Source organism: Yoonia vestfoldensis SKA53 (assembly GCF_000152785.1).
Taxonomy (GTDB): domain Bacteria; phylum Pseudomonadota; class Alphaproteobacteria; order Rhodobacterales; family Rhodobacteraceae; genus Yoonia; species Yoonia vestfoldensis_A.
In genome coordinates, this window is the sequence record NZ_CH672414.1 from 1,247,967 (window position 1) to 1,273,036 (window position 25,070).

General features: G+C 64.1%; 30 protein-coding genes. 14 read left to right on the forward strand and 16 right to left on the reverse strand.

Annotated features, from left to right (window positions below; translation table 11 throughout):
- Positions 1 to 221: 221 nt before the first annotated feature.
- Positions 222 to 902, reverse strand: a complete 681-nt coding sequence (locus SKA53_RS06130) for a DUF3047 domain-containing protein (protein ID WP_110549010.1) — start codon at positions 900 to 902, stop codon at positions 222 to 224.
- A gap of 186 nt (positions 903 to 1,088) precedes the next feature.
- Here SKA53_RS06130 and SKA53_RS06135 point away from each other — a divergent pair, with 186 nt between their 5' ends.
- Genes SKA53_RS06135 through SKA53_RS06150 form a run of 4 tightly spaced genes read left to right on the forward strand, consistent with a single transcriptional unit; the run spans position 1,089 to position 4,373 of the window.
- Positions 1,089 to 1,838 (forward strand): SDR family NAD(P)-dependent oxidoreductase, encoded by a 750-nt coding sequence (locus SKA53_RS06135; RefSeq protein ID WP_007205222.1) that lies wholly within the window; start codon positions 1,089 to 1,091, stop codon positions 1,836 to 1,838.
- A complete protein-coding gene (locus SKA53_RS06140; protein WP_007205223.1) occupies positions 1,835 to 2,563 on the forward strand; it encodes an SDR family NAD(P)-dependent oxidoreductase in 729 nt (242 codons plus the stop codon). Before SKA53_RS06135 ends, SKA53_RS06140 begins: the two co-directional genes overlap by 4 nt.
- A complete protein-coding gene (locus SKA53_RS06145; protein WP_007205224.1) occupies positions 2,560 to 3,627 on the forward strand; it encodes an FAD-dependent oxidoreductase in 1,068 nt (355 codons plus the stop codon). Before SKA53_RS06140 ends, SKA53_RS06145 begins: the two co-directional genes overlap by 4 nt.
- The gene (locus SKA53_RS06150; RefSeq protein WP_007205225.1) at positions 3,624 to 4,373 is read left to right on the forward strand and encodes a TVP38/TMEM64 family protein; all 750 of its coding nucleotides are present in this window, start codon (positions 3,624 to 3,626) and stop codon (positions 4,371 to 4,373) included. Before SKA53_RS06145 ends, SKA53_RS06150 begins: the two co-directional genes overlap by 4 nt.
- A 2-nt stretch (positions 4,374 to 4,375) precedes the next feature.
- Here the strand turns inward: SKA53_RS06150 and SKA53_RS06155 are convergent, their stop codons facing one another.
- The 11 genes from SKA53_RS06155 to SKA53_RS06205 all read right to left on the reverse strand — a co-directional run bounded on the left by SKA53_RS06155 (position 4,376) and on the right by SKA53_RS06205 (position 14,919).
- The gene (locus SKA53_RS06155) at positions 4,376 to 5,362 is read right to left on the reverse strand and encodes an ABC transporter ATP-binding protein (protein WP_007205226.1); all 987 of its coding nucleotides are present in this window, start codon (positions 5,360 to 5,362) and stop codon (positions 4,376 to 4,378) included.
- A complete protein-coding gene (locus SKA53_RS06160; protein ID WP_007205227.1) occupies positions 5,359 to 6,369 on the reverse strand; it encodes an ABC transporter ATP-binding protein in 1,011 nt (336 codons plus the stop codon). The genes SKA53_RS06155 and SKA53_RS06160 overlap by 4 nt, the downstream gene beginning before the upstream one ends.
- 8 nt (positions 6,370 to 6,377) lie before the next feature.
- Positions 6,378 to 7,355, reverse strand: a complete 978-nt coding sequence (locus SKA53_RS06165) for an ABC transporter permease (protein ID WP_007205228.1) — start codon at positions 7,353 to 7,355, stop codon at positions 6,378 to 6,380.
- A 3-nt stretch (positions 7,356 to 7,358) separates the two neighbouring features.
- A complete protein-coding gene (locus SKA53_RS06170) occupies positions 7,359 to 8,339 on the reverse strand; it encodes an ABC transporter permease (RefSeq protein WP_007205229.1) in 981 nt (326 codons plus the stop codon).
- A gap of 78 nt (positions 8,340 to 8,417) precedes the next feature.
- Entirely contained in the window at positions 8,418 to 10,001 is a 1,584-nt protein-coding gene (locus SKA53_RS06175) for an ABC transporter substrate-binding protein (protein ID WP_110549011.1), read from the reverse strand.
- A 206-nt stretch (positions 10,002 to 10,207) separates the two neighbouring features.
- Positions 10,208 to 11,044, reverse strand: coding sequence for an energy transducer TonB family protein (locus tag SKA53_RS06180; protein ID WP_007205231.1), 837 nt, complete (start codon positions 11,042 to 11,044; stop codon positions 10,208 to 10,210).
- Positions 11,041 to 11,427 carry an ExbD/TolR family protein gene (locus tag SKA53_RS06185; RefSeq protein ID WP_007205232.1) on the reverse strand — a complete coding sequence of 129 codons (387 nt, stop codon included), beginning with the start codon at positions 11,425 to 11,427 and terminating at the stop codon, positions 11,041 to 11,043. Before SKA53_RS06185 ends, SKA53_RS06180 begins: the two co-directional genes overlap by 4 nt.
- A 4-nt stretch (positions 11,428 to 11,431) precedes the next feature.
- The gene (locus SKA53_RS06190) at positions 11,432 to 11,800 is read right to left on the reverse strand and encodes an ExbD/TolR family protein (protein ID WP_007205233.1); all 369 of its coding nucleotides are present in this window, start codon (positions 11,798 to 11,800) and stop codon (positions 11,432 to 11,434) included.
- Positions 11,793 to 12,416, reverse strand: coding sequence for a MotA/TolQ/ExbB proton channel family protein (locus SKA53_RS06195; protein ID WP_007205234.1), 624 nt, complete (start codon positions 12,414 to 12,416; stop codon positions 11,793 to 11,795). The genes SKA53_RS06190 and SKA53_RS06195 overlap by 8 nt, the downstream gene beginning before the upstream one ends.
- Positions 12,413 to 12,820 (reverse strand): hypothetical protein, encoded by a 408-nt coding sequence (locus SKA53_RS06200; protein ID WP_007205235.1) that lies wholly within the window; start codon positions 12,818 to 12,820, stop codon positions 12,413 to 12,415. Before SKA53_RS06200 ends, SKA53_RS06195 begins: the two co-directional genes overlap by 4 nt.
- Positions 12,814 to 14,919 carry a TonB-dependent receptor domain-containing protein gene (locus SKA53_RS06205; RefSeq protein WP_007205236.1) on the reverse strand — a complete coding sequence of 702 codons (2,106 nt, stop codon included), beginning with the start codon at positions 14,917 to 14,919 and terminating at the stop codon, positions 12,814 to 12,816. Before SKA53_RS06205 ends, SKA53_RS06200 begins: the two co-directional genes overlap by 7 nt.
- Positions 14,920 to 15,133: 214 nt before the next feature.
- Here SKA53_RS06205 and SKA53_RS06210 point away from each other — a divergent pair, with 214 nt between their 5' ends.
- Genes SKA53_RS06210 through SKA53_RS06225 form a run of 4 tightly spaced genes read left to right on the forward strand, consistent with a single transcriptional unit; the run spans position 15,134 to position 18,886 of the window.
- On the forward strand, positions 15,134 to 16,174 hold the full coding sequence (locus SKA53_RS06210; protein ID WP_007205237.1) for a hemin-degrading factor: 1,041 nt from the start codon (positions 15,134 to 15,136) through the stop codon (positions 16,172 to 16,174).
- On the forward strand, positions 16,171 to 17,031 hold the full coding sequence (locus SKA53_RS06215) for a heme/hemin ABC transporter substrate-binding protein (protein WP_007205238.1): 861 nt from the start codon (positions 16,171 to 16,173) through the stop codon (positions 17,029 to 17,031). Before SKA53_RS06210 ends, SKA53_RS06215 begins: the two co-directional genes overlap by 4 nt.
- Positions 17,031 to 18,098, forward strand: a complete 1,068-nt coding sequence (locus SKA53_RS06220; RefSeq protein ID WP_007205239.1) for a FecCD family ABC transporter permease — start codon at positions 17,031 to 17,033, stop codon at positions 18,096 to 18,098. The genes SKA53_RS06215 and SKA53_RS06220 overlap by 1 nt, the downstream gene beginning before the upstream one ends.
- Positions 18,098 to 18,886 (forward strand): heme ABC transporter ATP-binding protein, encoded by a 789-nt coding sequence (locus tag SKA53_RS06225; RefSeq protein WP_007205240.1) that lies wholly within the window; start codon positions 18,098 to 18,100, stop codon positions 18,884 to 18,886. Before SKA53_RS06220 ends, SKA53_RS06225 begins: the two co-directional genes overlap by 1 nt.
- Before the next feature lie 8 nt (positions 18,887 to 18,894).
- Here the strand turns inward: SKA53_RS06225 and SKA53_RS06230 are convergent, their stop codons facing one another.
- The 3 genes from SKA53_RS06230 to SKA53_RS06240 form a co-directional block, all read right to left on the reverse strand.
- Complete coding sequence (locus SKA53_RS06230; RefSeq protein ID WP_040483171.1) at positions 18,895 to 19,173, reverse strand: SH3 domain-containing protein; 279 nt, start codon at positions 19,171 to 19,173, stop codon at positions 18,895 to 18,897.
- A gap of 79 nt (positions 19,174 to 19,252) precedes the next feature.
- The gene (locus SKA53_RS06235; RefSeq protein WP_007205242.1) at positions 19,253 to 19,885 is read right to left on the reverse strand and encodes an NrsF family protein; all 633 of its coding nucleotides are present in this window, start codon (positions 19,883 to 19,885) and stop codon (positions 19,253 to 19,255) included.
- Positions 19,882 to 20,316, reverse strand: coding sequence for a sigma-70 family RNA polymerase sigma factor (locus tag SKA53_RS06240; protein ID WP_242601245.1), 435 nt, complete (start codon positions 20,314 to 20,316; stop codon positions 19,882 to 19,884). Before SKA53_RS06240 ends, SKA53_RS06235 begins: the two co-directional genes overlap by 4 nt.
- A 290-nt stretch (positions 20,317 to 20,606) precedes the next feature.
- Here SKA53_RS06240 and SKA53_RS06245 point away from each other — a divergent pair, with 290 nt between their 5' ends.
- From SKA53_RS06245 to SKA53_RS06265, 5 genes are all read left to right on the forward strand, one after another.
- Positions 20,607 to 20,918, forward strand: coding sequence for a BufA1 family periplasmic bufferin-type metallophore (locus tag SKA53_RS06245; RefSeq protein ID WP_007205244.1), 312 nt, complete (start codon positions 20,607 to 20,609; stop codon positions 20,916 to 20,918).
- Positions 20,919 to 20,972: 54 nt separating this feature from the next.
- The gene (bufB, locus tag SKA53_RS06250) at positions 20,973 to 21,821 is read left to right on the forward strand and encodes an MNIO family bufferin maturase (protein WP_007205245.1); all 849 of its coding nucleotides are present in this window, start codon (positions 20,973 to 20,975) and stop codon (positions 21,819 to 21,821) included.
- Positions 21,811 to 22,557: an HvfC/BufC N-terminal domain-containing protein gene (locus SKA53_RS06255; RefSeq protein ID WP_040482823.1), complete on the forward strand. Its 747-nt coding sequence runs from the start codon at positions 21,811 to 21,813 to the stop codon at positions 22,555 to 22,557. Before bufB ends, SKA53_RS06255 begins: the two co-directional genes overlap by 11 nt.
- A complete protein-coding gene (locus SKA53_RS06260) occupies positions 22,554 to 23,027 on the forward strand; it encodes a DoxX family protein (protein WP_007205247.1) in 474 nt (157 codons plus the stop codon). Before SKA53_RS06255 ends, SKA53_RS06260 begins: the two co-directional genes overlap by 4 nt.
- Before the next feature lie 144 nt (positions 23,028 to 23,171).
- The gene (locus SKA53_RS06265) at positions 23,172 to 23,774 is read left to right on the forward strand and encodes a methyltransferase domain-containing protein (protein ID WP_007205248.1); all 603 of its coding nucleotides are present in this window, start codon (positions 23,172 to 23,174) and stop codon (positions 23,772 to 23,774) included.
- On the opposite strand, the gene SKA53_RS06270 is transcribed toward SKA53_RS06265, so the two are convergent.
- On the reverse strand, positions 23,771 to 24,616 hold the full coding sequence (locus SKA53_RS06270) for an SDR family oxidoreductase (protein WP_007205249.1): 846 nt from the start codon (positions 24,614 to 24,616) through the stop codon (positions 23,771 to 23,773). The genes SKA53_RS06265 and SKA53_RS06270 overlap by 4 nt on opposite strands.
- An 80-nt stretch (positions 24,617 to 24,696) precedes the next feature.
- On the opposite strand from SKA53_RS06270, the gene SKA53_RS06275 reads away from it, so the two are divergent.
- Positions 24,697 to 25,059: a winged helix-turn-helix transcriptional regulator gene (locus SKA53_RS06275; RefSeq protein WP_007205250.1), complete on the forward strand. Its 363-nt coding sequence runs from the start codon at positions 24,697 to 24,699 to the stop codon at positions 25,057 to 25,059.
- Positions 25,060 to 25,070 lie beyond the last annotated feature (11 nt).

Here is a 25,070-nt window from a genome sequence, read left to right on the forward strand (position 1 = left end):
CGGCCATCACGGCACATGAAGAAATGAAGCAACCACATCACCCGGAAACACAATACACAGCGCGGTGCCGCCCGCCGCCTCCGGCAGGTCACTGCACCACATGTTTTCGATGCGACACATATCATGCAACGGTGCCACGTCCATATCTGCGCCGCGCACAAGTCAGGATGCGGCGGTGATCTACCCCCGCTGACCGTTGCGCCATTCCTCTGGGCGGCGGATCAAAACACCTGCAAATCCGATACGCGTGCCACAACGCGGGTGCCGCTGTTTTCGCTGTTCGATGAAATCGCCACTGCGACCAGCTGTTGCAGGTCTTGGCCGAACACGCGCGGAAAATCCCGCGTCAGATCGACATCTTCCGAAAACCGCCCCGCCTGTGCAGGCCGCGTGATCAGATTGCGCAAACGGTCGGGGGCATGCGGGCTGGGCACCACAGCGCCCGCAGGCTGGCCACCGCCCCACGTATACATCAGCACCTGCGCTGCGCTGTTCAGCATCATCCGCCGGATGCTGGTGTTCGGCCCCACCCTTGCGGCGGCCTGCGCTGGCATACTGACAAAGAACATGCCCAGATTGCGGTCGTCATTGCCGATCTGCGACAGGTCGGATGGCGGAACGGAATTTTCCACCTCCCAGACCCATGTGGCGCGGGTCGCGCCGCGCAACGCCTCTGGCAGCACGCGGTACAGGATCGAGGAGGACGAATCCGCCACCACATCAACCGCCGTGCCGTGCAGGGTAAACCGGTTCGGCGTCAGGCGACGAAAGGTCAGATGATCCCATGCCGCGTCAAAAGCCACGGTATTGGCCACCGCGCGACCTGGTGCCAACAGCACGCCGCTGGCCGCCAGACCAAGGCCGCTGACGAGCGCCTGACGCCGGGTGAACACTGCGGACATGGCACAATCCTTTCGCGGGAATGACACTGAGGTGTCTAACAGATAGGGCAGCGGCATGACAGAACTGTGCCAGCCAGACACAACTTGGTGATTTCCCGAAGGCTTTTGGTGGTATTGCTTTGCATGGCAGGGTCGGTATGCAAGCGGTGACCCAATGACAGGGCAGCACAAAGGCCACCCAGACCCATGTTCGACACCCACCCGATCCAGGATAACGACCAGCCCTTGCAGCTGCCGCCACAGGGCAGGCAGACATGGCTGGTGACAGGTGCCAGCGCGGGCATCGGGCTTGCGGTGTGCCAGATCCTGCATGCGGCGGGGCATGATGTGACAGGCTTTGGCCGCAGGCAGGCGCAGGACCTGCCCGCCGGTTTCCCCGATATCGCCTATCACACAGCCGATCTGGCCACATCGCAAGGCTGCGACCTGCTGGCAGAGCGCGCGCCGCGCAGGCTGGACCGGGCGCTGTTGAATGCGGGGCTGGGCCATTACCGCCCGCTCTGCCGCGAAACACCCCAAGCGATCAACGATGTGCTGGCGGTGAACCTGCTCGCACCGATAATGGCGGCGCATGGGCTGTTTGGCGCGCTTCAGGCGGGTCAGGGCGTGCTGGGGCTGGTTGGATCTGTCGCCTATCGCGGGGCGGCGGGCATGCCGGTCTATGCCGCCAGCAAGGCGGGGCTGGACGGGTTTGGCCGGTCGCTGCGCAGCGAATGGCAAGGCCGCGTCGATGTGCGCGTCATTCACCCCGGCCCCACCGCAACCGGCATGGCCATGCGCGCAGGGCTGACATCGCCGCTGGCGCAGCGGATGATGCTGCCGGTCGATGCGGTTGCAGCAGGGGTGATCGCCGCGATGCAGGGGCAAGGCCGGATGCGGCAGCGTATCTCGTTTGGCGCGCTCCTCCGGCACAAGATCACGGGCCGCGCGGCATGAGGGCGCTGATCACCGGCGGCAGCGACGGGCTGGGGGCCGCTGTCGTGCGGCAATTGACCCAAGCTGGCGCGCAGATCTGGATCATTGATAAATCCGCGCCGCAGACCAACCCGTCCCTGCGATTTCTGCCCTGCGATCTGGCGCAACCGGATGATATCGCCAGTCTGCCCGCCAAAGTGCAGCAGGCGGGCCCGTTCGATCTGGTCGTGATGTCCGCAGGGATCAACGCGGTCGGCCCGTTCGAGGCCATGCCGCTGACCACGATCCGCAACCTGCATGCCATCAATTGCGCAGCGCCGATCCTGCTGGCGCAACACCTGTTGGCGCAGGATATGATCGCAGCGGGCGGGCGGCTGATCTTTATCGCCTCGGTGTCGCATTTCACCGGCTATCCGGGGGCCAGCGTCTATGCCGGGGGCAAGGATGCGCTGGTCGCTTTCGCCCGTTCATTGCGCCGCCCGCTCTGGGCCGATCAGCGGATCACGGTGCAAGTGGCCACCCCCGGCCCGATGCGCACCGCCCATGCCGCGCGCTATGCGCCACCCGGCAGCACCGGCCGTGGGCGGGCCTGCCCTGACCGTATCGCCCGCGCGATCCTGCGCAGCAAACGGCGCGCGGTGATCGTGCCGGGGGTGGCGGCACGGATGATGGCGCTTTTCGGGCGTCTGTTCCCCGTTCAGGCCACACAGGCGATGCGCAAAACATTGTACGAGCGTTTGCCATGAACCGGCTGATCCTGATCGGCGCGGGCCTTGTGCATCTGGAGGTGCTGCGCCGCCTGACAAAAACACAATTCCCCGACACCGAAATCACCCTGATCAGCAAGGACAGCCAAGCCGTCTATGCAGGCATGTTGCCCGGTGTCGTGGCGGGCCATTATGCGCCCGAACAGATGACCGTCGATGCCGCCCGCCTTGCCGCTGCCGCACAGGTCGGTTTCCGGCAAGGCGCGATCAGCGGCCTTGATCTGGCCGCGTCCAAGGTCATTCTGGCTGATGGCGCAGCACTGGATTTCACCCATCTGAGCCTGAATGTCGGGGCATGGCCGCGCGACATCGGGCAGGCCAGCGCGGTGCAGAGCCTTTCGATCAAGCCTGCCCCCGCCTTTTTCGATGCTTTGCAGGCTTGGGAAAGACAGGCCGCCCCCGCAGCGCGGGTTGGTGTGATCGGCGGCGGGGCTGCGGGTGCCGAACTGGTGCTGGCGCTGGCGCATCGCTGGCGTGACAGCCGCCCTGCCCCGATCCTGATCGAACGCTCGGGCCTGCGGCTTGACCGGATTGCAGCCGCCGCGCGCAGGCCGTTGCGCCGCCATCTGGCGCGCGCGGGCATTGCCGTGCATACCCCCGACACGGCACCCGATCTGGCGCTGGCGATCAATGCGGCGGGTGCGGCACCGCCGGGCTGGTTGGCGCAGACCGGCCTTGCGCGCAATGCGCTTGGCTATCTGGCGATCGGCCCGAGCTTGCAGGTCACGGGGCAGGATCGCATCTTTGCCAGCGGCGATGTGGCCAGCATGGCCGATCATCCGCGCGCCAAGGCCGGTGTTTTCGCCGTCCGGCAGGGACCGGTGCTGTTTGCGAACCTGCAACGCGCGCTGGCGGGGGAACCCTTGCTGGCGCATCGCCCGCAGACCGACTGGCTGAGCCTGATCGGCACCGGCCCCAAACATGCCATCGCCACGCGCAACGGGATCGCGCTGCAAGGGCGCTGGGTCTGGCGGATCAAGGATATCAACGACCGCAGCTATCTGGCGCGCTACCGCGACATTGTGGAAAAGGACAGCCCATGACCACCCCAGACCCCGCCCCGCCCCGCAAAAACCGGTTGCTGCGCTTTGCGCCCGTTGCGGCGATCCTTGCAGCCCTTGGCGCGATGTATGCGGCAGGCTTGCAGGATATCTTCAACCTTGACTGGCTGGCTGCCCAGCGCGACACCCTGCGCGCGCTGATCGCAGATCATTATGCGCTCAGCCTGATCAGTTTCGCGCTGATCTATGTGCTGGCGGTGGCCACGGCGTTTCCGGCGGCATCCATGTTGACGATCAGCGGCGGGTTTTTGTTTGGCTGGCTGGTGGGCGGCAGCGTTGTGGTTATCAGCGCGACCTGTGGTGCGTCGCTGTTGTTTCTGGCGGCGCGCACTTCCTTTGGGGCGGGCCTGCGCGCGATCGCGGGGCCACGGGTGAACCGTCTGGCAGAGGCGTTCGAGAACAACGCCTTTTCCACGCTGATCGTGCTGCGGCTTGCGCCGGTCTTTCCGTTCTTTGCGATGAATATCGCGCCTGCGCTGTTTCGTGTACCGCTATCGACCTATGTGCCTGCGACGCTGATCGGCATCGCACCCGGCACCTTTGCCTTTGCCTATCTGGGGTCGGGCATCGACAGCGTGCTGGCCAGCGCCGAGGCCGCGGGCCAAAGCGTGCAGATCGGTGATCTGGTCACGCCCGAACTGACCATCGCCTTTGGTGCGCTGGCGCTGGTCGCGGCGATCCCGCCGGTGATCCGCAAGCTGTATCCAAAGCGCACGCCAAAGGCGTGACGCTAGCTGATCCGCCCTTCTTGCACGGCATGACAGGCAACACCGCCCAGAACCTGCGGCACGTCACGCTTGCAGCGGTCATTGGCAAAAGGACAGCGCGGATGGAACGCACAGCCAGACGGCGGATCAATGGGCGATGGAATCTCGCCTTCGACCTGTTTGCGCCGCCGGCCCGTCATTTCGATATCGGGCACCGCATCCAGCAACATGCGGGTATAGGGGTGTTTGGGCGCATCGAACAGCGCGCCCGCCTCGGCCACTTCGGCCAGACGGCCCAAGTAGAGCACGCCGATATCATTGGCCATGTGCCGCACGACCTGCAGGTTATGCGAGATGAACACATAGGTCAGGCCAAAATCTTTTTGCAAATCCTTCATCAGGTTCAGGATCTGCGCCTGCACCGACACATCCAGCGCCGAAGTCGGTTCGTCACAGACGATGAAATCAGGGTTGGCAGCCAGCGCGCGCGCGATGGCGATCCGCTGGCGCTGGCCACCCGAAAACTGATGCGGGAATTTCACGCCGTCTTCGGGGGCAAGGCCCACAAGCGTCAGCAACTCGCCCACGCGCAACCGCTGGTCACGGTTGCTCATCGCGCGTTCGAACACGCGCAGCGGTTCGGCCACGATATCAACCACCCGCCAGCGCGGGTTCAGGCTGGCCAGAGGGTCTTGAAAGATCATCTGGAACCGGCGGCGCAAGGCCCGCGCCTTGGCCCCGTTCAACCCATCCTTAAGAGAGGTGCCGTCAAACACGATATCGCCGCCGCTGGGTTTGAGCAGGCCCACAATCAGCCGCGCGATGGTGGATTTGCCCGACCCGCTTTCGCCGACAAGGGCAAAGGTTTCGCCCTGTTTGACGGTAAAGCTGACGTCATCGACGGCATTGACATAAAGCTTGCCGGTGCCTTCGATCTTGCGGTTCAGCCAGGGCTGCGACACGTCAAAGCGGCGCGACAGGCCGCGGACATCAAGAAGAACCTTGGTCATTGCGCGCTCTGCCTTTCTGTATTTGCGCCGGTGCCATCCTGCGGCGGATAAAGCCAGCAGGCCACACGGCGGCCAGGGGCGGTTTGTACGGCCTGCGGCTGGTCGATGTGGCATTTGTCCATCACATGCGGGCAACGCGGGTTAAAGGCGCAACCGCGCGGAATGGCCGACAGGCGCGGCATTGATCCGGGGATCTGGGTCAGACGGTCAAGGTTCGCACCCAGACGCGGGATCGCGCCCATCAGCCCCGATGAATAGGGATGTTGCGCATCCTTGATCACATCGCGCACGGGGCCGATTTCCGCGATACGGCCCGCATACATCACGGCTACACGGTCGGCGGTTTCAGCGATCACGCCCATGTCATGCGTGACCAGCATGATCGAGGCGCCATTTTCCGCGCAAAGCCGTTTCATGACATCAATGATCTGCGCCTGCACCGAGACATCAAGCGCGGTCGTCGGTTCATCCGCGATCACCAGATCAGGCCCCGCGCAAAGTGCCAGCGCGATCACCACGCGCTGGCGCATCCCGCCCGAAAACTGGTGCGGATAATCGTCGATCCGGCGGCTGGCATCGGGGATGCCCACGTCATCGAGCAGGCCAATGGCCTTTTTGCGAGCCTGTGCTTCGGACAGCGGCAGATGGGTGCGGATCGTCTCGATCAGCTGTTCGGAAATCCGGTACAGCGGGTTCAGCGATGTCAGCGGGTCCTGAAAGATCATCCCGATCTTGCGGCCCCGGATCTTGCGCATCTCGGCATCGGGCAAATTGTCGATGCGGCGGCCTTGCAAGATCACCTCGCCCTGCGCGATCCGGCCGGGGCGGTCGATCAGCCCCATGATGGCAGACCCGGTCATCGACTTGCCAGCGCCGGATTCTCCCACAACGCCCAGCACTTCGCCGGGCATGATGTCGAATGAGATATCCTGCACGGCGGTCAGGACGCCGCGGCGCGTGGGGAATTCTACCGTCAGGTTGCGGACGGACAAAAGCGGTTCGGTCATAAAACGTCCTATCGCAATTTGGGGTTCAGCGCATCGCGCAGCCAGTCACCCAACAGGTTGACCGACAGCGCCAGCGCGATCAGCGTGACGGCGGGAAAGAACAAGATCCACCATTCGCCGGAAAACAGGAATTGCTGCCCGATCCGGATCAGCGTGCCCAGGCTTGGCTGCGTCGGCGGCACACCCACGCCAAGAAATGACAAGGTCGCCTCTTCGATAATGGCCAAAGCCAGCGAAATCGTCCCGATCACAAGCACCGGACCCAGCACATTGGGCAGCACATGGCGCAAAAGGATCAGGATCGGATGCACGCCCATGATGCGCGCGGCGGAAACGTAATCTTTCTGCCGTTCGACCATCGTGGCCCCCCGCACTGTGCGCGCAAACTGCGCCCAATTCGACAGGCCGATGGCCAGAATCAACACCCAGACCGCCATGCTTTCCTGCTGGTTGGCAGGGATCAGGCCCCGCGCAATCCCGAAGATCAGCAGCGCGATCAGGATCGCGGGAAACGACAGCTGGATATCGGTGACGCGCATGATGACAGCATCAATCGTGCCACCATTATAGCCCGCGATCAGCCCCAGCGACACACCCAGCGTCATCGCGAACAGCGTGGCAAGGATACCCACGAACAGCGACACGCGGCTGCCGTACATGATCGTGGAAAGCACATCGCGGCCCTGATTATCGGCGCCCATCAGGAAATAATTGTCGGTGAATGCCCCTGTGCTGGCGGGCGGCGTGAACCCGTCCATCAGGTTCAAACTGGCAGGGTTGAACGGGTTATAGGGCGCGATCAGCGGCGCAAAGACCGCCAACAGGATCAGCGACAGGGCAACAAAAGTCGCCACAACCGTCACCGGCGATGTGCGCCAGGAATAGAAAATATCGCTATCCAGCGCGCGGGCCAGCCGCCCTTGGGCGCGGACCGGCACGATCAGATCCTCGGCGGGGATGTCTTTGACGAGTTTGCGGTTTTCCATGGTTTACTTCCCTGCCCCGCCATCAACGCGCAGGCGCGGATCGACGACGTAATACAGAATATCGACGACAAGATTGATCAGCACGAACACCAGCGCGATGAACATCAGATACGCGGCCATCACAGGCACATCCACGACCTGCACCGACACGATGAAAAGCGAGCCGACACCCGGCCATTGGAACACGGTTTCCGTCACGATGGCAAAGGCGATGACCGAGCCGAGTTGCAAGCCCGTGATCGTGATCACCGGCACCATGGTGTTTTTCAGCGCATGGCCGAAATTGATCGCACGCTGGCTTAGCCCGCGGGCCTTGGCGAAACGGATATATTCGGTGCGCAACACTTCGAGCATTTCCGCGCGCACCAGCCGCATGATCAGCGTCAACTGGAACAGCGACAGCGTGATCGCGGGCAGGATCAGCGATTTCAGCCCGCTTTCGGTCAGAAACCCCGTGCGCCACCAACCCAGATCGACGACATCACCCCGCCCGAAGGACGGCAGCCAGCCCAATTCGACCGCGAAAATATAGATCAGCCCGATCCCGATCAGGAATGTCGGCAGGCTGACACCCACCAGCGACAGCGCCATGATCCCCGCCGAAGACCATGCCTTGGGCCGCAGCGCGGTATAGACGCCAAAGATCACGCCAAAGACCAGCGCGATCGTGGCCGACACCAGCGCCAGTTCGATGGTCGCGGGCAGACGGCTGAGGATCAATTCGGTCACAGGTTGTTGCAGACGGTAGGAAATGCCGAATTCGCCCTGCATCGCATTGCCGATAAAGCGCAGGAACTGCACGATCACGCTGTCGTTCAGCCCAAGCCTTTCGCGCATGATTTCCTGATCTTCCAGCCGCGTGTCGACACCGACCATGCTGGCGATCGGATCACCCACATAGCGGAATACGACAAACGCGATCAGCGCCACAAACAGCATGACGACAACAGATTGCGCAAGCCGTCGGATGATGAAGGCCAGCATCAGGCGACCCTTTCGTGAATAAAAGAACCGCCTTGCGTCGGTAACCCGAGACAAGGCGGTTCATGGTAACGTAACGGATCAGTCTGCGAAAGTGACGCTGGTCATCAGCGGCTGGTTCTCAGGGTGAACCGGCAGGGTGATACGGTCGTTCATCGCATATGCCAAAACCTGATTGTGGATTGGCAGCAGCACGCGGTCCGCCTTGACCACCTCCCAGATTTCCGCAACCGTCGCAGCGCGGGCCTCAAGGTCGGTCTCGGTGCCCAGCGATTTGATCATCGCGTCAAGTGCGGGGTTGGAATAAAGCCCGCCGTTATAGGCACCATAGCTGCCTTCTTTCGAATGCACCAAGTCATTGAAAACATAGGCAGAATCAAAAGTAGGCACACCCCAGCCCAGCATGTAGAAATCGGTTTCGTTGGCGGTCACCAATGGCGAATGCTGTGCGACAGGGCGCGACGCCAGGGTCACGTTGATCCCGATCCGGCCCAGCATCCCGACAACGGCCTGGCTGATCGCCTCGTCGTTGACATAGCGGTTGTTGGGTGTGTCCAGCGTGACGCTGAACCCGTCGGGGTAACCTGCCTCGGCCAAGAGCGCCTTTGCACGGTCCAGATCGACGGCAGGATAGGCATCCAGCTCTGGGGTCCAGCCTGCGACGAAAGGCGGGTTGGGAATGCCGGTCGGGAACGACTGGCCGCGCATCACGACCGCCTTGATCGCATCACGGTCGATGGCCAATTCCATTGCTTCACGCACAGCGGGGTGGTTGAACGGGTTGCTATCCGTGATGTTGGACGAGGCCAAAGGTGCATCGCCGAACTTGTAGCCGAAATAGATCACACGGTTTTCTGCACCCGTTTCGACCTTGATCCCGTCGGTTCCGCTCAGGCGTTCGATATCCTGCACCGGCACGTCCTGCACGACGTCCACTTCACCCGACAGCAGGGCTGCAACGCGGGTCGCGGCATCGGAAATCGGCAGATAGATGATCTCGGTCACTTCAGGCTTTGTTTCGGCCCAATGGTTGTCGTTCACCGTCAGCACAGAGCGCACATCGACTTCACGCGATTGCAGGATATACGGGCCGGTGCCGTTGGTGTTGCGCACGGCGAAATTGTCTTCACCTGCGGCGTAATCCTGCACTTCGACGACGTTGTTCGCCTCGGACCAATCCTTGTCCATCATGAAGGTGTTGGTCAGGTTGTTGGGATAAAGCGGCGACGGGCCGGTCATGCGGACTTCGACGGTGTAATCATCCACGGCTGTGACTTCGGCCACATCGACATGCAACTGACGCATGTTGGATTTTTCCGACCGCGCACGGTCGAGCGAGAATACAACGTCTTCGGCGGTAAAGGCCGCACCATCATGGAAGGTCACACCTTCGCGCAGGGTGAATACCCAAGTGTCCGGCGCACCGTCCTTGATCGCCCATGATGTCGCCAGACGTGGCGTCAACGTGCCTTCAGCGTCGCGATCCATCAGCGTTTCATAGACATGATGGGCAAAGTTGTGGGTCACGCCCTGGTTTTGCGAATGCGGGTCCAGCGTCAGCGCATCGGACGCACGCGCCCAGCGGATCGTTTCTGCCGATGCCTGCGACACGATCAATGTCGAAGACAGCAGCATCGCAGAAAGACTAAGAATTTGTCGGGTCATTTGGGGAACTCCATTACTTGTTTTCCGGGCATGCATCTTTGGTGCATGGCGTCCTGCAGCGTAAAAGAAATGATTCATCCGCCTTTTGCAATGGCCAAGACGTGGACCGCCCGACATCGGGGCGATCCGGGGCCGTGCCTTTGAAGGAGCGGCGCTATTGCACAAAACCTGTGCGCTGTGTGGATGATCTTGCCTGATCCGCCGTGTCAGGGACGCCCCAAGAATTCAAAGCTGAATGCCATCTGCGCCCCTGCGGGCGGGGCGGGAAAGGGGGCGGCGCGGCGGATATGGTCCAGCGCCAGCCGGTCCAGCGCCGCTGAGCCGGAGGATTGCGCCACGCTCAGATCGGCCAGCGCGCCCGATGCGGCAATCGCAAAGCGCACAAGCACAGAGCCCCGCGCCGGTGCGCGTTGCGCGCGCAGCCGCGTGATCTGGCGCAGTACCTGACCGGGATAGGCCGCTGCCGCCGCCTGCCCGCCCGTGCTGTCGGGGGCCGCTGCCGCCCCCGCCGCCGCGGCCTGCCCCTGCGCCTGCGCCTGCGTGCTGCCGCGCGCGGCGTCCGTGTCGGCATTGCCTGCGGGGCGCGGCGGGGCTGCGGGTTGCGCAGTTTGGGACGCGGGTCTTGCTATGGGGCGCAGCGATGTCGCGGGCGCGGTGTCAGGCAAGGCGCTGGTTGTGTCGGGGGCGGGCTGCGGCGTGGTTTCCCGCGCAGTCACCGGGGTCGCGCCTGTGGCGACAGGGGCGCTGGCGGATGGGTCCGGCGTCACCGGCACCGCCAGATCGGCCACCGCAGATGCGGGCAGCGCAAGGCTGCGCTGTGCGGGCGCGGGTGCGACGGCGGGCTGTGCGGCGGGACTGACAGGTGACGCGCCTGCGACGAAATCCGCGAAGGCGGCGCCAATCGCGGCGATATCGGGCGTGCCGCCGCCTGCGACCTCGATGCGCTGCGGCGGCGCTGCGACAATCAGCAGGCCCGCCGCATGCAAGGCCCCCGACAGCGCCAGCGCCGCAATCGCGCCGCCACAGGCCCGCAGGCGGGTCATGGCGCAAGCCCCTGTCGGGTGACCAGCCGCACATCCTGACCGGTTTGCGCGCGCAGGGCGGCGGCAACGGCGATCAGGTCGCGCGCAGGCAGATAACGGTCCGGCAGGATGCGTAAGGCCCCCGTTTGATCCGGTTGGGCCGCGACGAAATCGGTTAGTGTTGTTGCCAGACCGTGCCAGATCAGCGTGCCATCCGCGCGCATCACCAGCGCATCGTCAGGCACCCGTGCCGCCATGCTATCGGCATCGACCAGCTGCACATCGCGGTCAAGCGGCTGGGCCACCTGCCCCGCGATCAGGAAAAACACCAGCATCAGAAAAACCACGTTGATCAGCGTAATCGTGGGTTCGGGCTTGGCGCGCGGAGATGGGGCAAGGCGCATCCGGTCACCCCCCGATCAGGCGCAGGCGAATGCCCGGCACGGTTTGGGCGGCGACCAGCACATCGACCAGCCGTTGCGCTGTCACCGCCTCGGACGGGGCGACCAGCACCAGCGCGCCATCCAGCGCGGCAATCGCATCCGGCAAAGTGGCCAAGCTTACCTCGGCCACGTTCAGCGTGATCGCATCGGCACTGATGCGCAAAAAGGCGGGCGGCGTGCCAGCCTGCGTCGCCCCGCCGGTGGCCGCGATGAACGGCAGATCCCCGAAACGGGTAAAGGTCGATGACAGCATGAAAAACAACAACAGCAGAAAGATCACATCGATCAGCGATGTCAGCGACAGCCGCCGTTTGCGCAGCGCGGGTCTAGCCATGGGCCAGACCGGGGCGCAGCGCGCCTTCGATCAACGCCTCGGCCATGCGCCGTTCATGCGCCATCCGGCCTTCAAGCCACGACAGGATCGCGCTTAGCGGCATCGCCACGGCCAGACCCGCCGCGGTGGTCATCAAGGCCACCCAGATCCCCCCCGCCAGCACGGATGGATCCACGCTTTGCCCTGCATCCTGCATCGCGCGAAACGCCGCGATCATGCCCAGCACGGTACCAAACAGCCCCAACAGCGGCGCGGTCTGCGCCACACCATCAAGCAGGCGAAACCCGGCCTCGAGCCGCGCCAGCCGCGCCTCGGCCAAGGTATAAAGCCGGTCACGCGCGTCGCGCGCCTGCAAGGCCAGCGCCAGAACCGGCGCCAGATGCGATGGTGCGGCTTCGGCCAAGGCCAGCGCGCGGGCCTGTTGGCCCGCATCGGACGCCGCCAAGGCTGCCAGCAAGGGCGCATGCCGCCCGACGCCTGCGGTATAAAACTGCGCCAGTTTCCACAGCACCACAGCCCCCGACAGCACCGACAGCGCGATGATCAGCGCCACAACCCAGCCACCAAGGTCGATAAAGGCGGCCAGCGCATCGCGCGCCTGATAAAGATGGATCATTGCAGCACCTCGACATCGTCAACCGACCCCGTGACGCGCAACGCCTGCGCACAGGTCGCGGGGGTGGTGCTGTCGCCTGTGCAGGCAGCGACACCATTGATCAGCACCTGTGCGACATCCGCGCAGGCAACCCCCGCCACATCGAATTGCCGCACGCGGCGCGACCCCTGCGGCAGGTCTGCGAAATCGAACAGGGTCAGCGCGGCAACCCGCCCCGCCTGATCGAACAGCACCGTTTCCAGCGCCAGCGCGGTCAAGGGGGCCAGCGCGTTCTGCGCGACAAAGGTCAGCCGGCAGGCATTGTCCGCAGGATCAAGCCGGTTCAGATCCACCGCGATCCCGCCGGTATCCTGTGCCGCCGCAGACCCTGCGACGACAAGCGCAAAAAGACTGGTCCTTACCATGTCAGCGTCCGCGCAAGGCTGACCTTGAAGCTGCGCCCGCGGCCTTGGTCCAGCGACAGGTTGTTGCGGTAGTCCGTGTCGAACAGGTTTTCGACCCCCAGCTGCACATCGAACCCGTCCAGCGCGCCGTTCTCGGGCCGCCAGGTCACAAACACATCCTGCGTGGTGTAGCCGTCAAAGGCAGTGTCGGTGACAACGCCGCTGGTCACGTTGCGGGTCGATGTCGTGATGTCATCGACAAAAGTACCGCGCCAGCCGAATTCCAGCCCCCGGCCGGGCAACCGCGCGCCCAAGGTCAGTGCCGCCTGATCTGCCGGTGTCGTCGACAAGGTATAGCCGAAATTACCGTCGGTGCCGCGCACGCGGGACAGGGCCAGCCGCGCGAACCAGCTTTCGGCTTCATAGCCGCCCTCGATCTCGGCGCCCTCGAAATCGGCCCGCGCCAGATTGCGGAAAAACACCGTATCGGTGGTGGGTGTCACCGTAACATAGCCGTCAATCCGGTTGCGAAACGCGGTCAGTTTCAGTTGCAGATTGTCAGCCGCCGCAAACAGGCCATCACGGTTATAAGTCAGCCCCAGTTCGATATTGGTGGCTTCTTCCTTGTCCAGATCAAGTGCTGCCGCCTTTGTCCCCGAGGTGGAATAAAGCTCGTCCAATGTCGGCAGCCGTTCGGTCCGCGCGACCGAGCCAAAGACCGACAGATCATCGGTGACGTCGTAAAGTGCCGCCAGCGTCAGCGCGGTGGCCTCATCGGTGACCGTCGCGCCGTTTGGCACGTCAGACCCCGGTTCACGTTCGGCAAAGTCGATGCGCGCGCCGGGGATGACCGTCAGCCGGTCGCCGATCACGACTTCGGATTGCGCATACAGGCCGATCTTGCGGTCGCTGCCTTCGGGGTGGAACCCAAGCGGACCGGCGCTGTCAGCCACGCGGTCCTGATAGGTTGTCTGCGCCCCGAAGGTCAGGAAATGGTTCCAGCCCGCGCCGCTGAAATCGGCGGTGTTTTCGGCCTTCAGCATCGTTGTGCTGTAGGCATAGGTCACATCGCAGAACACGTTGGCATTGGACGCTGTCGGCAGACAGGCTTGCGCCGCACCCGATGTGCTGCGCGCATTGGATTGGTCGACCGTCGTGTCGGAATAGGACAATTGCACGCGCGGATTGAACCAGCCACCACCGGCATGGTCCCATGTGACGTTGAACGTGTCATCCGTGACCGACCGGTCCACATTCCCAAAGGCGTTGGCGATCGCATCACCGCCCCCGGTTTGCGCCAGCGTCGTGTTATCGGCGTCCGACGAAAACCGTTGCGCCGACAGCCGCAGGGTCTGTGTGTCATTGATCTGGAACGTGCCTTTGAGCAGGGCAGAGGGTGCCTCGAACCCGCTGCCGGTCACCGCAGCACCTGCACCAGTTTCAAAGTCGTCGGACCGACGATAGCCCAGCGCAGCAAGGAATTCTGCCCCTTCGGCGGGGCGCGCGGCATAGATCACCGAGCCAAGCTGGCCGTTGCCATTGCTCTCATAGCCGTATTTCAGCCGCAGCGCGCCAGTGCCGCCATCGGGAATGAAATCGCCTGCATCCTTGGTTTCAAAACTGACCACACCGCCAATCGCACCCGAGCCATAAAGCGTGGCCGACCCCGGCCCGCGCAACACCTCGACCCGGCGGTAAAGTTCGGGGTCCGAAAAGAACGACCCCATGCGATATTGTTCATAGAATTTCGGCACGCCATCGACGTTGACGATGATCCGCGCTTCTGATGCGGATTGTTCGGTCGCCCCGATCCCGCGGATGTTGAACGCGAACCCAAATGGCCGGTCCGATCCAGCGGTCTGTACGCCCGGCACGTTGCGCAGGATCTGACCCACGTTCGCCGCCTGTTCACGGTCGATATCATCCTGATCCAGCACACTGACCGCCTGGGGTGTGTCGATGGCCACCTTTTGCTGGCCTGCGCCAAAGATCAGCCGCCCCAGAAAGGTGCTGCTGTCCAGTTGCGTCTGTTGGGCGCTGGCCATGCCTGCGGCAAGGATCGCTGTTGTTGTAAAAAGGCAGGCCAGGCCCAGCCTGCGGGGGCGCATGCGTAGCGTCATGTCCGATTCTCCATCCGGTTTTAAGGTTTCGGCTGGCTATACGGCTGGCATGCATCAAGGTGTCTTGACCCCCGACGAGCGGCGTTCTAGTTATTCCGACACAAACAGTCAAGTACTGCGCCTGATCTTCCAGCCATGCCCTTTGCGGCAACGCTAGATCCGGGACCTCGCGCGTCAACGCCCGCCAAAAGCAGGCCCAACGGAGGTCAACCTCATGATTCTATCCCCCGACCGCGTAGCGGCGATTGCGACCGCCCGCGCCGACAAACCCAAAATGCGCGAACGCGATCTGGCCAATGTGCTGAACATCCGCGAGGCCGAGATTCTGGCCGCCGAGCTTGGCCATGGCGTGCGCCGGATCGCGGCAGACCCTGACAGGCTGTTGGCGCGCATCCCGGCGCTTGGCGATGTGATGGCGCTGACGCGCAACGATTTTTGCGTACATGAACGGCGTGGGCAATATCTTGACTATCGCGCTGACGCGCATGCCGGCATGGTGCTGGGGCCGGATATCGACCTGCGCATTTTCCCCAGCCACTGGGTCCATGGTTTCGCGGTGGAACGCAGCGGGCCGGATGGCACAAGGCGCAGCTTGCAGGTGTTCGATGCCGCAGGCGATGCAGTTCACAAGATCTATCTGCAACCAGAGTCAGACCTTGCGGCCTATGACGCGCTGGTCGCCGATCTGGCCGTGGCCGATGACGCGCCTTTCGATCTTGCCCCGCGCGCCGTGCCAGAGCCTATCCGCGTGAACGAAGCCAAGTTTGACGAATTGCGCAGCGCCTGGCCAAAGATGACCGATACCCACCAGTTCCTTGCCATGACCAGCCGGTTGAAATTCGACCGTCTGGGGGCCTATCTGTCGATCGGGGCGCCTTGGGCGGTGCCGCTGCCGGTCAATGCGGTCGAACAGGCGCTGCGGCAGGCCGGCGCGCAGGCTGTGCCGATCATGGTCTTTGTCGGCAATCGCGGCTGCATCCAGATCCATTCGGGGCCTGTCGCACGGCTGGAACCGATGGGGCCGTGGTTCAACGTGCTGGACCCATATTTCAACCTGCATCTGCGCGCAGACAAGGTGGCGCAGGTCTGGTTGGTGCGCAAACCCACAAAACGCGGCGATGCGATCTCGGTCGAGGCGTTTGACAGGGACGGTCACCTGATCCTGCAGATTTTCGGCAAACGCGCCGAGGCCGCGACCGATACAGGTGCTTGGGATGCGATCGCCACAGGATTGGCTGCCGAGGTGATGGCATGATCCGCCAGATTGCAGCGGGCCTTGTTGTGGCGGTGGCACTTGCCCCCACAGCCTTTGCCGACACCCCGTCGCGTGTGATCGCGGCGGGCGGGTCTGTCGCGGAAATCATCCATGCTTTGGGGGCCGGTGACCGCCTGATCGCGCGCGATACCACGTCAACCTTTCCCCCCGCGCTCGAATCCTTGCCCGATATCGGCTATGTCCGCGCGCTGTCATCGGAAAACCTGATCGCGATGGCCCCCGACATTGTGATCGCCGAACATGACGCTGGCCCGCCCGAAGTGCTGGACGTGTTGCAGCGGTCGGGCATCGCGCTGGTGATGGCGCCACAAGCGCTCGACCCTGACGGTGTCGCCGCCAAGATCGACGCGGTGGCCACGGCGCTGAACCTGCCAGACGCCGGTGCCGCCCTGCAAGCCCGCGTGGCGGCACAGCTTGAACAGGCACGGATCGCAGGCGATGCTTTGCCCCGTTCCCCGCGGGTGATGTTTATCCTGTCGATGCAGGGCGGCCGGTTGCTGGTCGGCGGCGCAGGCACCTCTGCCGAGGCGATGATCCTGCTGGCCGGTGGCACCAATGCGGTGACTGCGCTGGACGGCTACAAGCCCCTGACCGACGAGGCCGCGATTGCTGCCGATCCCGATCTGATCCTGATGATGGACCGGGGCGGTGATCATGCCGTGGTCCTGGCCGATATCATCGCCCATCCGGCGCTGCGCCTGACCCGCGCGGCCATTGACCAGCGGATTGTCAGCATGGACGGGCTCTATCTGCTGGGCTTTGGCCCGCGCACCGGCGCTGCGGCGCTGGAGCTGAACACCCATCTGCGCCGCCTGACCGACGAGGTCAAAGGCTGATGGTCGCCCTTGCCGATACCCCCGTGCTGGCGGGCGACAGGTCGATCCGCGCGCGGCGCGTGGCCTTTGGGTTGGCGGGGCTTTTGCTGCTGACCAGCCTGCTGAGCCTGTCGCATGGCGCATCGGGCGTGCGGCTGGATCTTGTGCTGCAAAGCTGGCTGGCGGGACATGATGTTCCCGCGCGCGACTGGCTGATCTTGTGGGAAATCCGGCTGCCACGGATGCTGACCGGCGTGCTGGTCGGGGCATCGCTGGCCGTGGGGGGTGCGGTGATGCAGGGGCTGTTCCGCAATCCGCTGGCCGATCCGGGGCTGGTCGGGGTTGGCGCGGGGGCCGGTCTGGGCGCGGTGCTGGCCATCGTGCTGGGCGGACAGGCCCCAGCCTGGGTCGCGGCTTGGCTGGGCTGGAACATGGTGCCGGTTGCGGCCTTTATGGGGGGGTGGCTGTCCACCATGGTGCTTTACCGCGTCTCGACCCGCGCGGGGCGGACATCTACCGCGACAATGCTGCTGGCGGGGATCGCGCTTGGCGCGCTGGCGGGGGCGGCAACGGGGATTCTGGTCTATGTCGCCGATGATCGGCAATTGCGCGATCTGACCTTTTGGGGGCTGGGATCGCTGGGCGGGGCATCCTGGCCCAAGATCGCGGCGGCAGGCCCTGTGATGCTGCTTGCGCTGCTGGCCGCACCCTTTCTGGCGCGCGGGCTGAACGGGCTGTCGCTGGGCGAGGCTGCGGCCCATCACATCGGGCTGCCGGTACAAAGGGTCAAACATGTGGCCATCCTGACGGTCGCTGCTGCCACGGGGGCCGCTGTCGCGGTATCGGGCGGCATCGGGTTTATCGGGATCGTGGTGCCGCATCTGCTGCGGCTGGCGACGGGGCCGGACCACCGCTATCTGCTGGTGAATGCCGCCCTTTTGGGGGCGACGCTGTTGTTGCTGGCCGATCTGATCGCGCGCAGCATCATCGCCCCCGCCGAATTGCCGATCGGCATTGTCACGGCGGTGATCGGCGCGCCGGTGTTTCTCTGGATCCTGTTGCGCCGCCGTGGATTGGTGGATTTGTGATGCTGACCAATCGTTCCTTGCATGCGTCTTTGGGGCGCACCGCCGTGCTACACGGGATCACCACCAGTGCCGCCCCCGGCCGGATCGTCGCGGTGATCGGGCCGAACGGGTCTGGCAAAACCACGCTGTTGCGCGCCATTTCCGGCGATGTCGCCTATGACGGGCGGATCGCGCTGGACGGGGCCGATCTGGCCGATCTCAAACCATGGGAATTGGCGGCGCGGCGCGGCGTGCTGCCACAGGCCGCAACGCTGGCCTTTCCGTTCACCGTGGCCGAGGTCGTGCGCCTTGGGCTGACGTCGGGCACGCAGGCTGACCGGTCAGACCTGATCGGGCGCGCCTTGGCCGAGGTTGATCTGACCGGCTTTTCCGGGCGGTATTATCAGGAATTGTCAGGTGGTCAGCAAGCGCGGGTGCAACTGGCCCGCGTGCGCGCGCAGGTCTGGGACCCTGTCGTCGCGGGCCGCCCGCGCTGGCTGTTTCTGGACGAACCGGTGGCGGCACTGGATATCGCGCATCAGATCGGCGTGATGCGGGTGCTGCGCCGCTTTGCCGATGCCGGTGGCGGGGTAGTGATCGTGCTGCATGATCTGAACCTTGCCGCGATGGTGGCCGATGATGTCTGGCTGATCCATGACGGCCTGCTGTTGGATGCCGGATCGCCCGCGCGCGTCATCGGCGGGTCTGCCCTGGCCGAGGCTTATGGCTGCCCCATCGTGGCCAATCGGTTGCCCGGGCCGCAGGCGACCTTTGTGTTGCCGCATGGGTTATGGGCGGCGGCAGGATAAATTGTGCGCTAACGCTCTGTCAGGTAATCGGCCGAGACATAGCCCGTCACCCCCGGCGCATCGGCCAGCGTCACGCGGCACCAGCGCTGCCCCAGTTCGGTCACGCAATCCTGCCGCGTCAAGGCGGTGCCATCGGGCAGGCCCATGATGACATTGAACTCCAGCCCCGGCCCCGCCCGCAGTTTCAGCAGATCGTCAGGCCCCGCCCCGCTGACAAAAACATTGCCGCCGGTGCATCCGGCGATCAGGGTCAGGGCGATGACGGCAAGGGCGCTTGTGCGGGGCATGATCTGACCTTTATTGCGGGCGGTTGGCCTGTTTATGGCACCCGCATCTGCAGGGGTGAACCCCCAAAAACCCACGTGCTTACCAGCGCAGCACCCTTGGGCCACAAATGGCACCGGCCAGCGCGACCGACAGGATCGCCGTCCCGTAGGCGGGCAGCACGAAAAGCGCGGCATCCTGATCGCAATAAAACGCATAGATGGCGGCCGACGCCCCGCCTGCCGCCAGCCCCGCCACCGCCCCCGCCAGCCGTGGGCGCAGCACCGCCCCCGTTGAAAGCGACCACAAGATCGCCGCCAGAAACGGCAGGCCAAGCGCCGGCACGCTGGTCAGGCAGACCCAGAGGCTCGATATCGACAAAGCCTCGACCAGCCCTGACAGCCCGCCGCGCTGCAAATGAAAAACAAAGGTTGCGACCAACACTGCCGCAAAGACCGCAAGCACCGCCCAGCGCCTGCCCGCCATTTCCACCGGATGGGCCAAGGCGATAGCAACGGCACCGGCCAGACCGGCCAGCAGCACAGGCAGGATCATTTTCAGCACGGCCAGCGACGCAAGCGCCGCCCCAAGGTCCGGGCGCACCCCCCAAAAGGCGACAAAAGCCGCCACGCAGACCGCCAGCGCCACGGGCAGCGACCAGACAAGCCGCTGCGCGATGCCCGGTTGCGGCAATGTATCGGCGGCAAGCGCCGCGATCAGGTCGTCGGTGTTCATTCGATCATCCTTTCACGCAAGCGCGCCAGCGTCCGCAACGCGCGGTGCAAAGCCACGCGTACCGCCCCTTCGGTCATGCCCAGACGCGCCGCCGTATCCGCCGTGGTTTCACCGCGCAGACCAAAGCCGCGCACAATATCGGCAGCACGCGGATCAAGCGCGCCCAAAAGCTTTTCCATATCGCGCCCGTCCAGCGGGTCAGGCCCCTGGGGTGCTGCCAGCGCATCTGCAAAATCGTCAATCGCCAGCTCGATGCGCCGTCCACGGGCGCGGAATGCATCCACCACCTTGTGCCGCGCGATGGCATAAAGCCAGGGGCGCAGCGGCGCGTCCTGCCGCCATGTATGGCGTTTGGTGTGGATCGCCAGCAGCACATCCTGCAAGACATCCTCGCAGCTGTCCTGCCCCAGCCCGCCGCCCCGCGCCTGCACGACGCGGCGCAAAACAGGCTGATCGCCTGCAACAATTGGCGGTAGGCCGCCGTATCGCCGCCATTCGCTGCGCGCATCAGGTCATCCCAAGGGTCAATTATGTCCAAGTTCTGATCCCTGTTCGTCCCGTGTCGGGCAAATGTTACAGCTACAACCCCCGACTTGCCCAGAAACAAATGCGCTCGCCTTCAGCGGTTCACATGGGCGTGACCTGCGTAACACAAAGGCGCGGTGGCACGACCTGCTTGGCGGGACTGCACTGACGCAGCCCGCCACTAGGAGTGACCTTCATGACGACCAAAACGCTTTCGCTTACTCTTGCCGCTTCGCTGGCTTCTGCGCTGACCCTGTCCGCCGGGCAGATGCATGCACAAGAGGCCACGATGGAAAAATGTTTCGGCATTTCGCTGGCTGGTGCCAATGATTGCGCCGCCGGTCCCGGCACCACCTGCGCCGGCACATCCACCGTCGATTACCAGGGCAACGCCTGGACGCTGGTCGCCACCGGCACCTGCGCCGACATCGCACTGCCTGCCATGGCCGACGGCTCCGCGCGCATGGGCTCGCTGGCAGAACTGGACCGCGATCTGCCCCCTGCATGATCTGACATCAAGGGGCGGGGGTATCCCCCGCCCTCTATCCAAAAGGATTTTGCCATGCCCGCACTTCCCCGCACGACCGGTCTGGGTTTCAAGCCACAGCATTTCACCGATATGATGGCCACCGACACCATCGGGTTCATCGAGGTCCATGCCGAGAATTACATGGGCGATGGCGGCGCGCCGCACGCGATGCTGGCAGCTTTGCACGAGTGCCATGCCCTGTCGATCCACGGGGTCGGCCTGTCGATCGGCAGCGCGGGCGGGCTGGACCGCGACCACCTTGCGCGGCTGCGCAGATTGATTGACCGCTACCAACCCGAAAGCTTTTCCGAACATCTGGCCTGGTCCAGCCATGGGGCGGCCTGGCTGAATGATCTTTTGCCCCTGCCCTATACGCCCGAGACATTGGCCACGATCTGCGCCCATGTCGATCAGGTACAAGATACCTTGGGCCGCCGGATGCTGCTGGAAAATCCAGCGACCTATGTGACCTTCGCCAGCTCCACCCTGTCGGAAACCGATTTCCTGACCGAACTGGTCCAGCGCACGGGCTGCGGGCTGCTGTTGGATGTCAACAATGTCTTTGTTTCTGCCACCAACCACCGGTTCGATGCCCGTGCCTATCTGGCCGATTTCCCGCTGTTTGCTGTGGGTGAAATCCATCTGGCGGGGCATGATACCGAAGATTTGCCATCCGGTCCGCTGCTGATCGACAGCCATGGCGCGCCGGTGGCGGACCCTGTCTGGGCGCTCTACGCTGAGGTGCTGGCGCGTACCGGCCCCTTGCCCACGCTGATCGAATGGGACACTGACGTGCCGGATTTCGCCACCCTGCTGGCCGAGGCTGCCCGCGCAAACGCCATCCTGCGTGATGTGCAAAGGCCGCAGACCGATGCAGCCTGACAGCCACGCCGCCCAGCAACAGGCGTTTGAAGCCGCGCTTTGGCAGCAAGACCCGCCCGCAGGGCTGAGCGCGCCCGTGATGGCAGAGGTCGCACAGCGGTTTGCCGTTTACCGCAACAATGTGCAGCACAGCCTGACCCGCGCGCTGGCGGGGCGGTTTGCCGTCGTGGAACAATTGGTCGGCCCCACCTTTTTTACCGCCATGGCGCGGGTCCATATCGCGCAAGACCCGCCGCAAAGCCCGGTTTTGCTGGGCTGGGGCGCGACATTCGCGGATTTTCTGGATGGTTTCGCCCCGGTGGCGCATCTGCCGTTTCTGGGCGATGTGGCGCGGCTGGAATATGCGCGCGGGCTGGCCTATCACGCCGCCGACGCCATGCCGGTCGCAGCCGATGCGCTGGCCGTGGACGACCCCGCGACGCTGCGGCTCGGTCTGCACCCGTCGGTGCAGCTGTTCACATCACCGCACCCGGCGCTGCAAATCTGGCAAGCGCATCAGACAGGTGGCACGCGCGCCCCGCTGCGTGCCGGACCCGACCATGCGCTGATCGCGCGCGCGCCCGATTTCAGCATCGTGACGGCCCCGCTGGACGAAGACACATATGCCGTGCTGCGCGCCTTGGTGGCTGGCGACAGGCTGGGTGACGCTGCAACCCATGCCGAACCCACCACCGCCCTGGTGCTGCTTTTGCGCCACGGGCTGATCACCACGATAGATACAGGAGTTTCCCCATGACCCCCACCATAGACCTGCGCAACCGGATCGGGCAGATCAACAGGCTTGCCGATCATCTGCCCCACGATGTCGTGGCCTTTGCCGCGCGGCTTTTTCCGGCGATCGTGTTCTGGCAATCGGCGCGCACCAAGGTTGATGGGTTCACGATCAAGGATTCCACTTATTTCTTGTTCGAACAGGTCTATGCCTTGCCGGTCATCCCACCCGCAACCGCCGCCCAGCTTGCGACATTGGCTGAACATCTGCTGCCGGTCCTGCTGGTGCTTGGCCTGTTTGCGCGATTTTCCGCGCTGGGGCTGCTTGTCATGACAGCCGTGATACAAACCTTCGTGTTTCCAGAGGCTTGGGTCACCCATGGGCTTTGGGCCACGGCGCTGCTGGTGGTACTGGCGCAAGGGCCGGGGCGGGTGTCGCTGGATCACCTGATGGGGCTGGATCATGGCGGCGCGCGGCACAAACGGCGGCCCTGAGGTCAAAGCCGCACCATGCCCCAGGGGATTGACAGACAAGGGCAGATAGCACCTACGCTTGCAGCTGGACAACGGTCAGGGCGGGCGACGGAAAATGGCGATTTGGCAAAATAGTGCAGATCAGGCAAGGCCGCGCGCCGCGCCATGACCAGTTATCTGCACGAAGACCGCCTGCAGGCCGTGCTGGCCGCGATCAGCGCCAGCGGCGCGCGGCGCGTACTGGATCTGGGCTGCGGCGATGGCGATCTGTTCGTGCGGCTGGCCACGATGCCCGCGCTTGACGATCTGGTCGGGATCGACATCTGCGCCGCCTCGCTTGACCGGCTGCGCGCGCGATTGGCGCGGATCACCGTGACCGCAGGCAAGGTCGATGTGCGCCACGGGTCGATGACCGACCCCGCACGCGATCTGGCAGGCTATGATTGCGCGGTGCTGCTGGAAACCATCGAACATATCGACCCCGATCAATTGTCGCGGCTGGAACGCGCGCTGTTCACCGTGCTGCGTGCAAGCACTACTATCATCACGACCCCCAATGCCGAATTCAATCCGCTGTTGGGCGTGCCGGCACACCGGATGCGCCACCCCGACCACCGTTTCGAATGGGACCGCGCGCGATTTCGCACATGGTGCGCGCGCGCGGCCAAGACGGCCGGCTATGCCGCCGCCTTTCATGATATAGCGGGCACGCATCCCACCTTGGGCGGTGCCAGCCAGATGGCAGTTTTCACCCTACCTGCGGGCTAGGCAAGGGCTGCGCGCACCGCTTCCGCCAGCGGCGTGGTCGGACGGCCCAGCAACTGGCGCAGGGTGCCGGAATTGTCGGCCAGCCAACCTTCGCCCGCCTGCTGGTCCACATCGACCAGCACAGCGGCGAAACCGGCAGGCAGGCCAAAGCTTTCCAGAATGCCCTGATACACATCGGCGGGCAGATCGTTGTAGGGAATGTCCTTGCCGGTCTGGCGCGACACTTCGGCGGCGATATCAGCCAACGTGATGGCCGTATCGCCCCCCAGTTCATAGACCTGCCCCGCATGGGCATCGTCCGCCGCGACCACCGCCAGCGCCTGCGCGTAATCGGCGCGGGTTGCGGGGGTAAAGCGCGCATCGCCCGCAGCCCCGATCATCGCACCGGCGCTGATTGCTCCGGCAAGGCTGCTGGTCCAGTTTTCAGTATACCAGCCATTGCGCAGGATCGTAGCCGTCAGGCCCGCGTCATTGATCGCGGCTTCGGTGGCGCGGTGATCAAAGGCGATCAACATTGGCGAGCGATCGGCCTGCTGGATCGAGGTATAGACGATCCGGCCCACTCCCGCCGCCTTGGCTGCCGCAATCACATTGCGGTGCTGGCCGACGCGGTCGTTGAAATCGCTCGACGAAATCAGCACCAGCACATCGACGCCCTGCAATGCGGGGGCCATGGCCTGTGGCGCAGTATAGTCAAAGGCGCGGGCGGCAACGCCAAGATCAGCCGCCTTGGCCGGATCGCGCACAAGCGCAATGATTTGGGCAGGATCGGTCAGGGTCTTGAGATGGGCAATGGCCAGACGGCCCAGTTGGCCGGTGGCACCGGTGATGGCAATGGTCATGAAACGCTCCGTTCGTTGATGTTGACGGGGCACAGATAACGCTATACGCACGAAACGGAAGTACACACATTTTTGTAAGTATGAAAAAGATGGCGCATGATCTGACCCCCGATGTTCTGAACGACCGCTGCCCGTCGCGCGCGGTGCTGAACCATGTGACCAGCCGCTGGGGCGTGCTGATCCTGATCGCGTTGCAGGACGGCACTTTGCGGTTCAGCGCGCTGCGCCGTCGGATCGGCGGGGTGTCTGAGCGGATGCTGGCGCAATCTTTGCGCCTGCTGGAGGATGACGGCTTTGTCCGCCGCACGGCGCACCCCGTGGTGCCGCCGCATGTGGATTACGATCTGACGCCACTGGGCTATGAGGTCGCGGCAAAGGTGCATGCCCTGGCCAGCCTGATCGAAGGCAATCTGGGCCAGATCATCGCCCAGCGCAAAACCTAGTCTGATCCGGC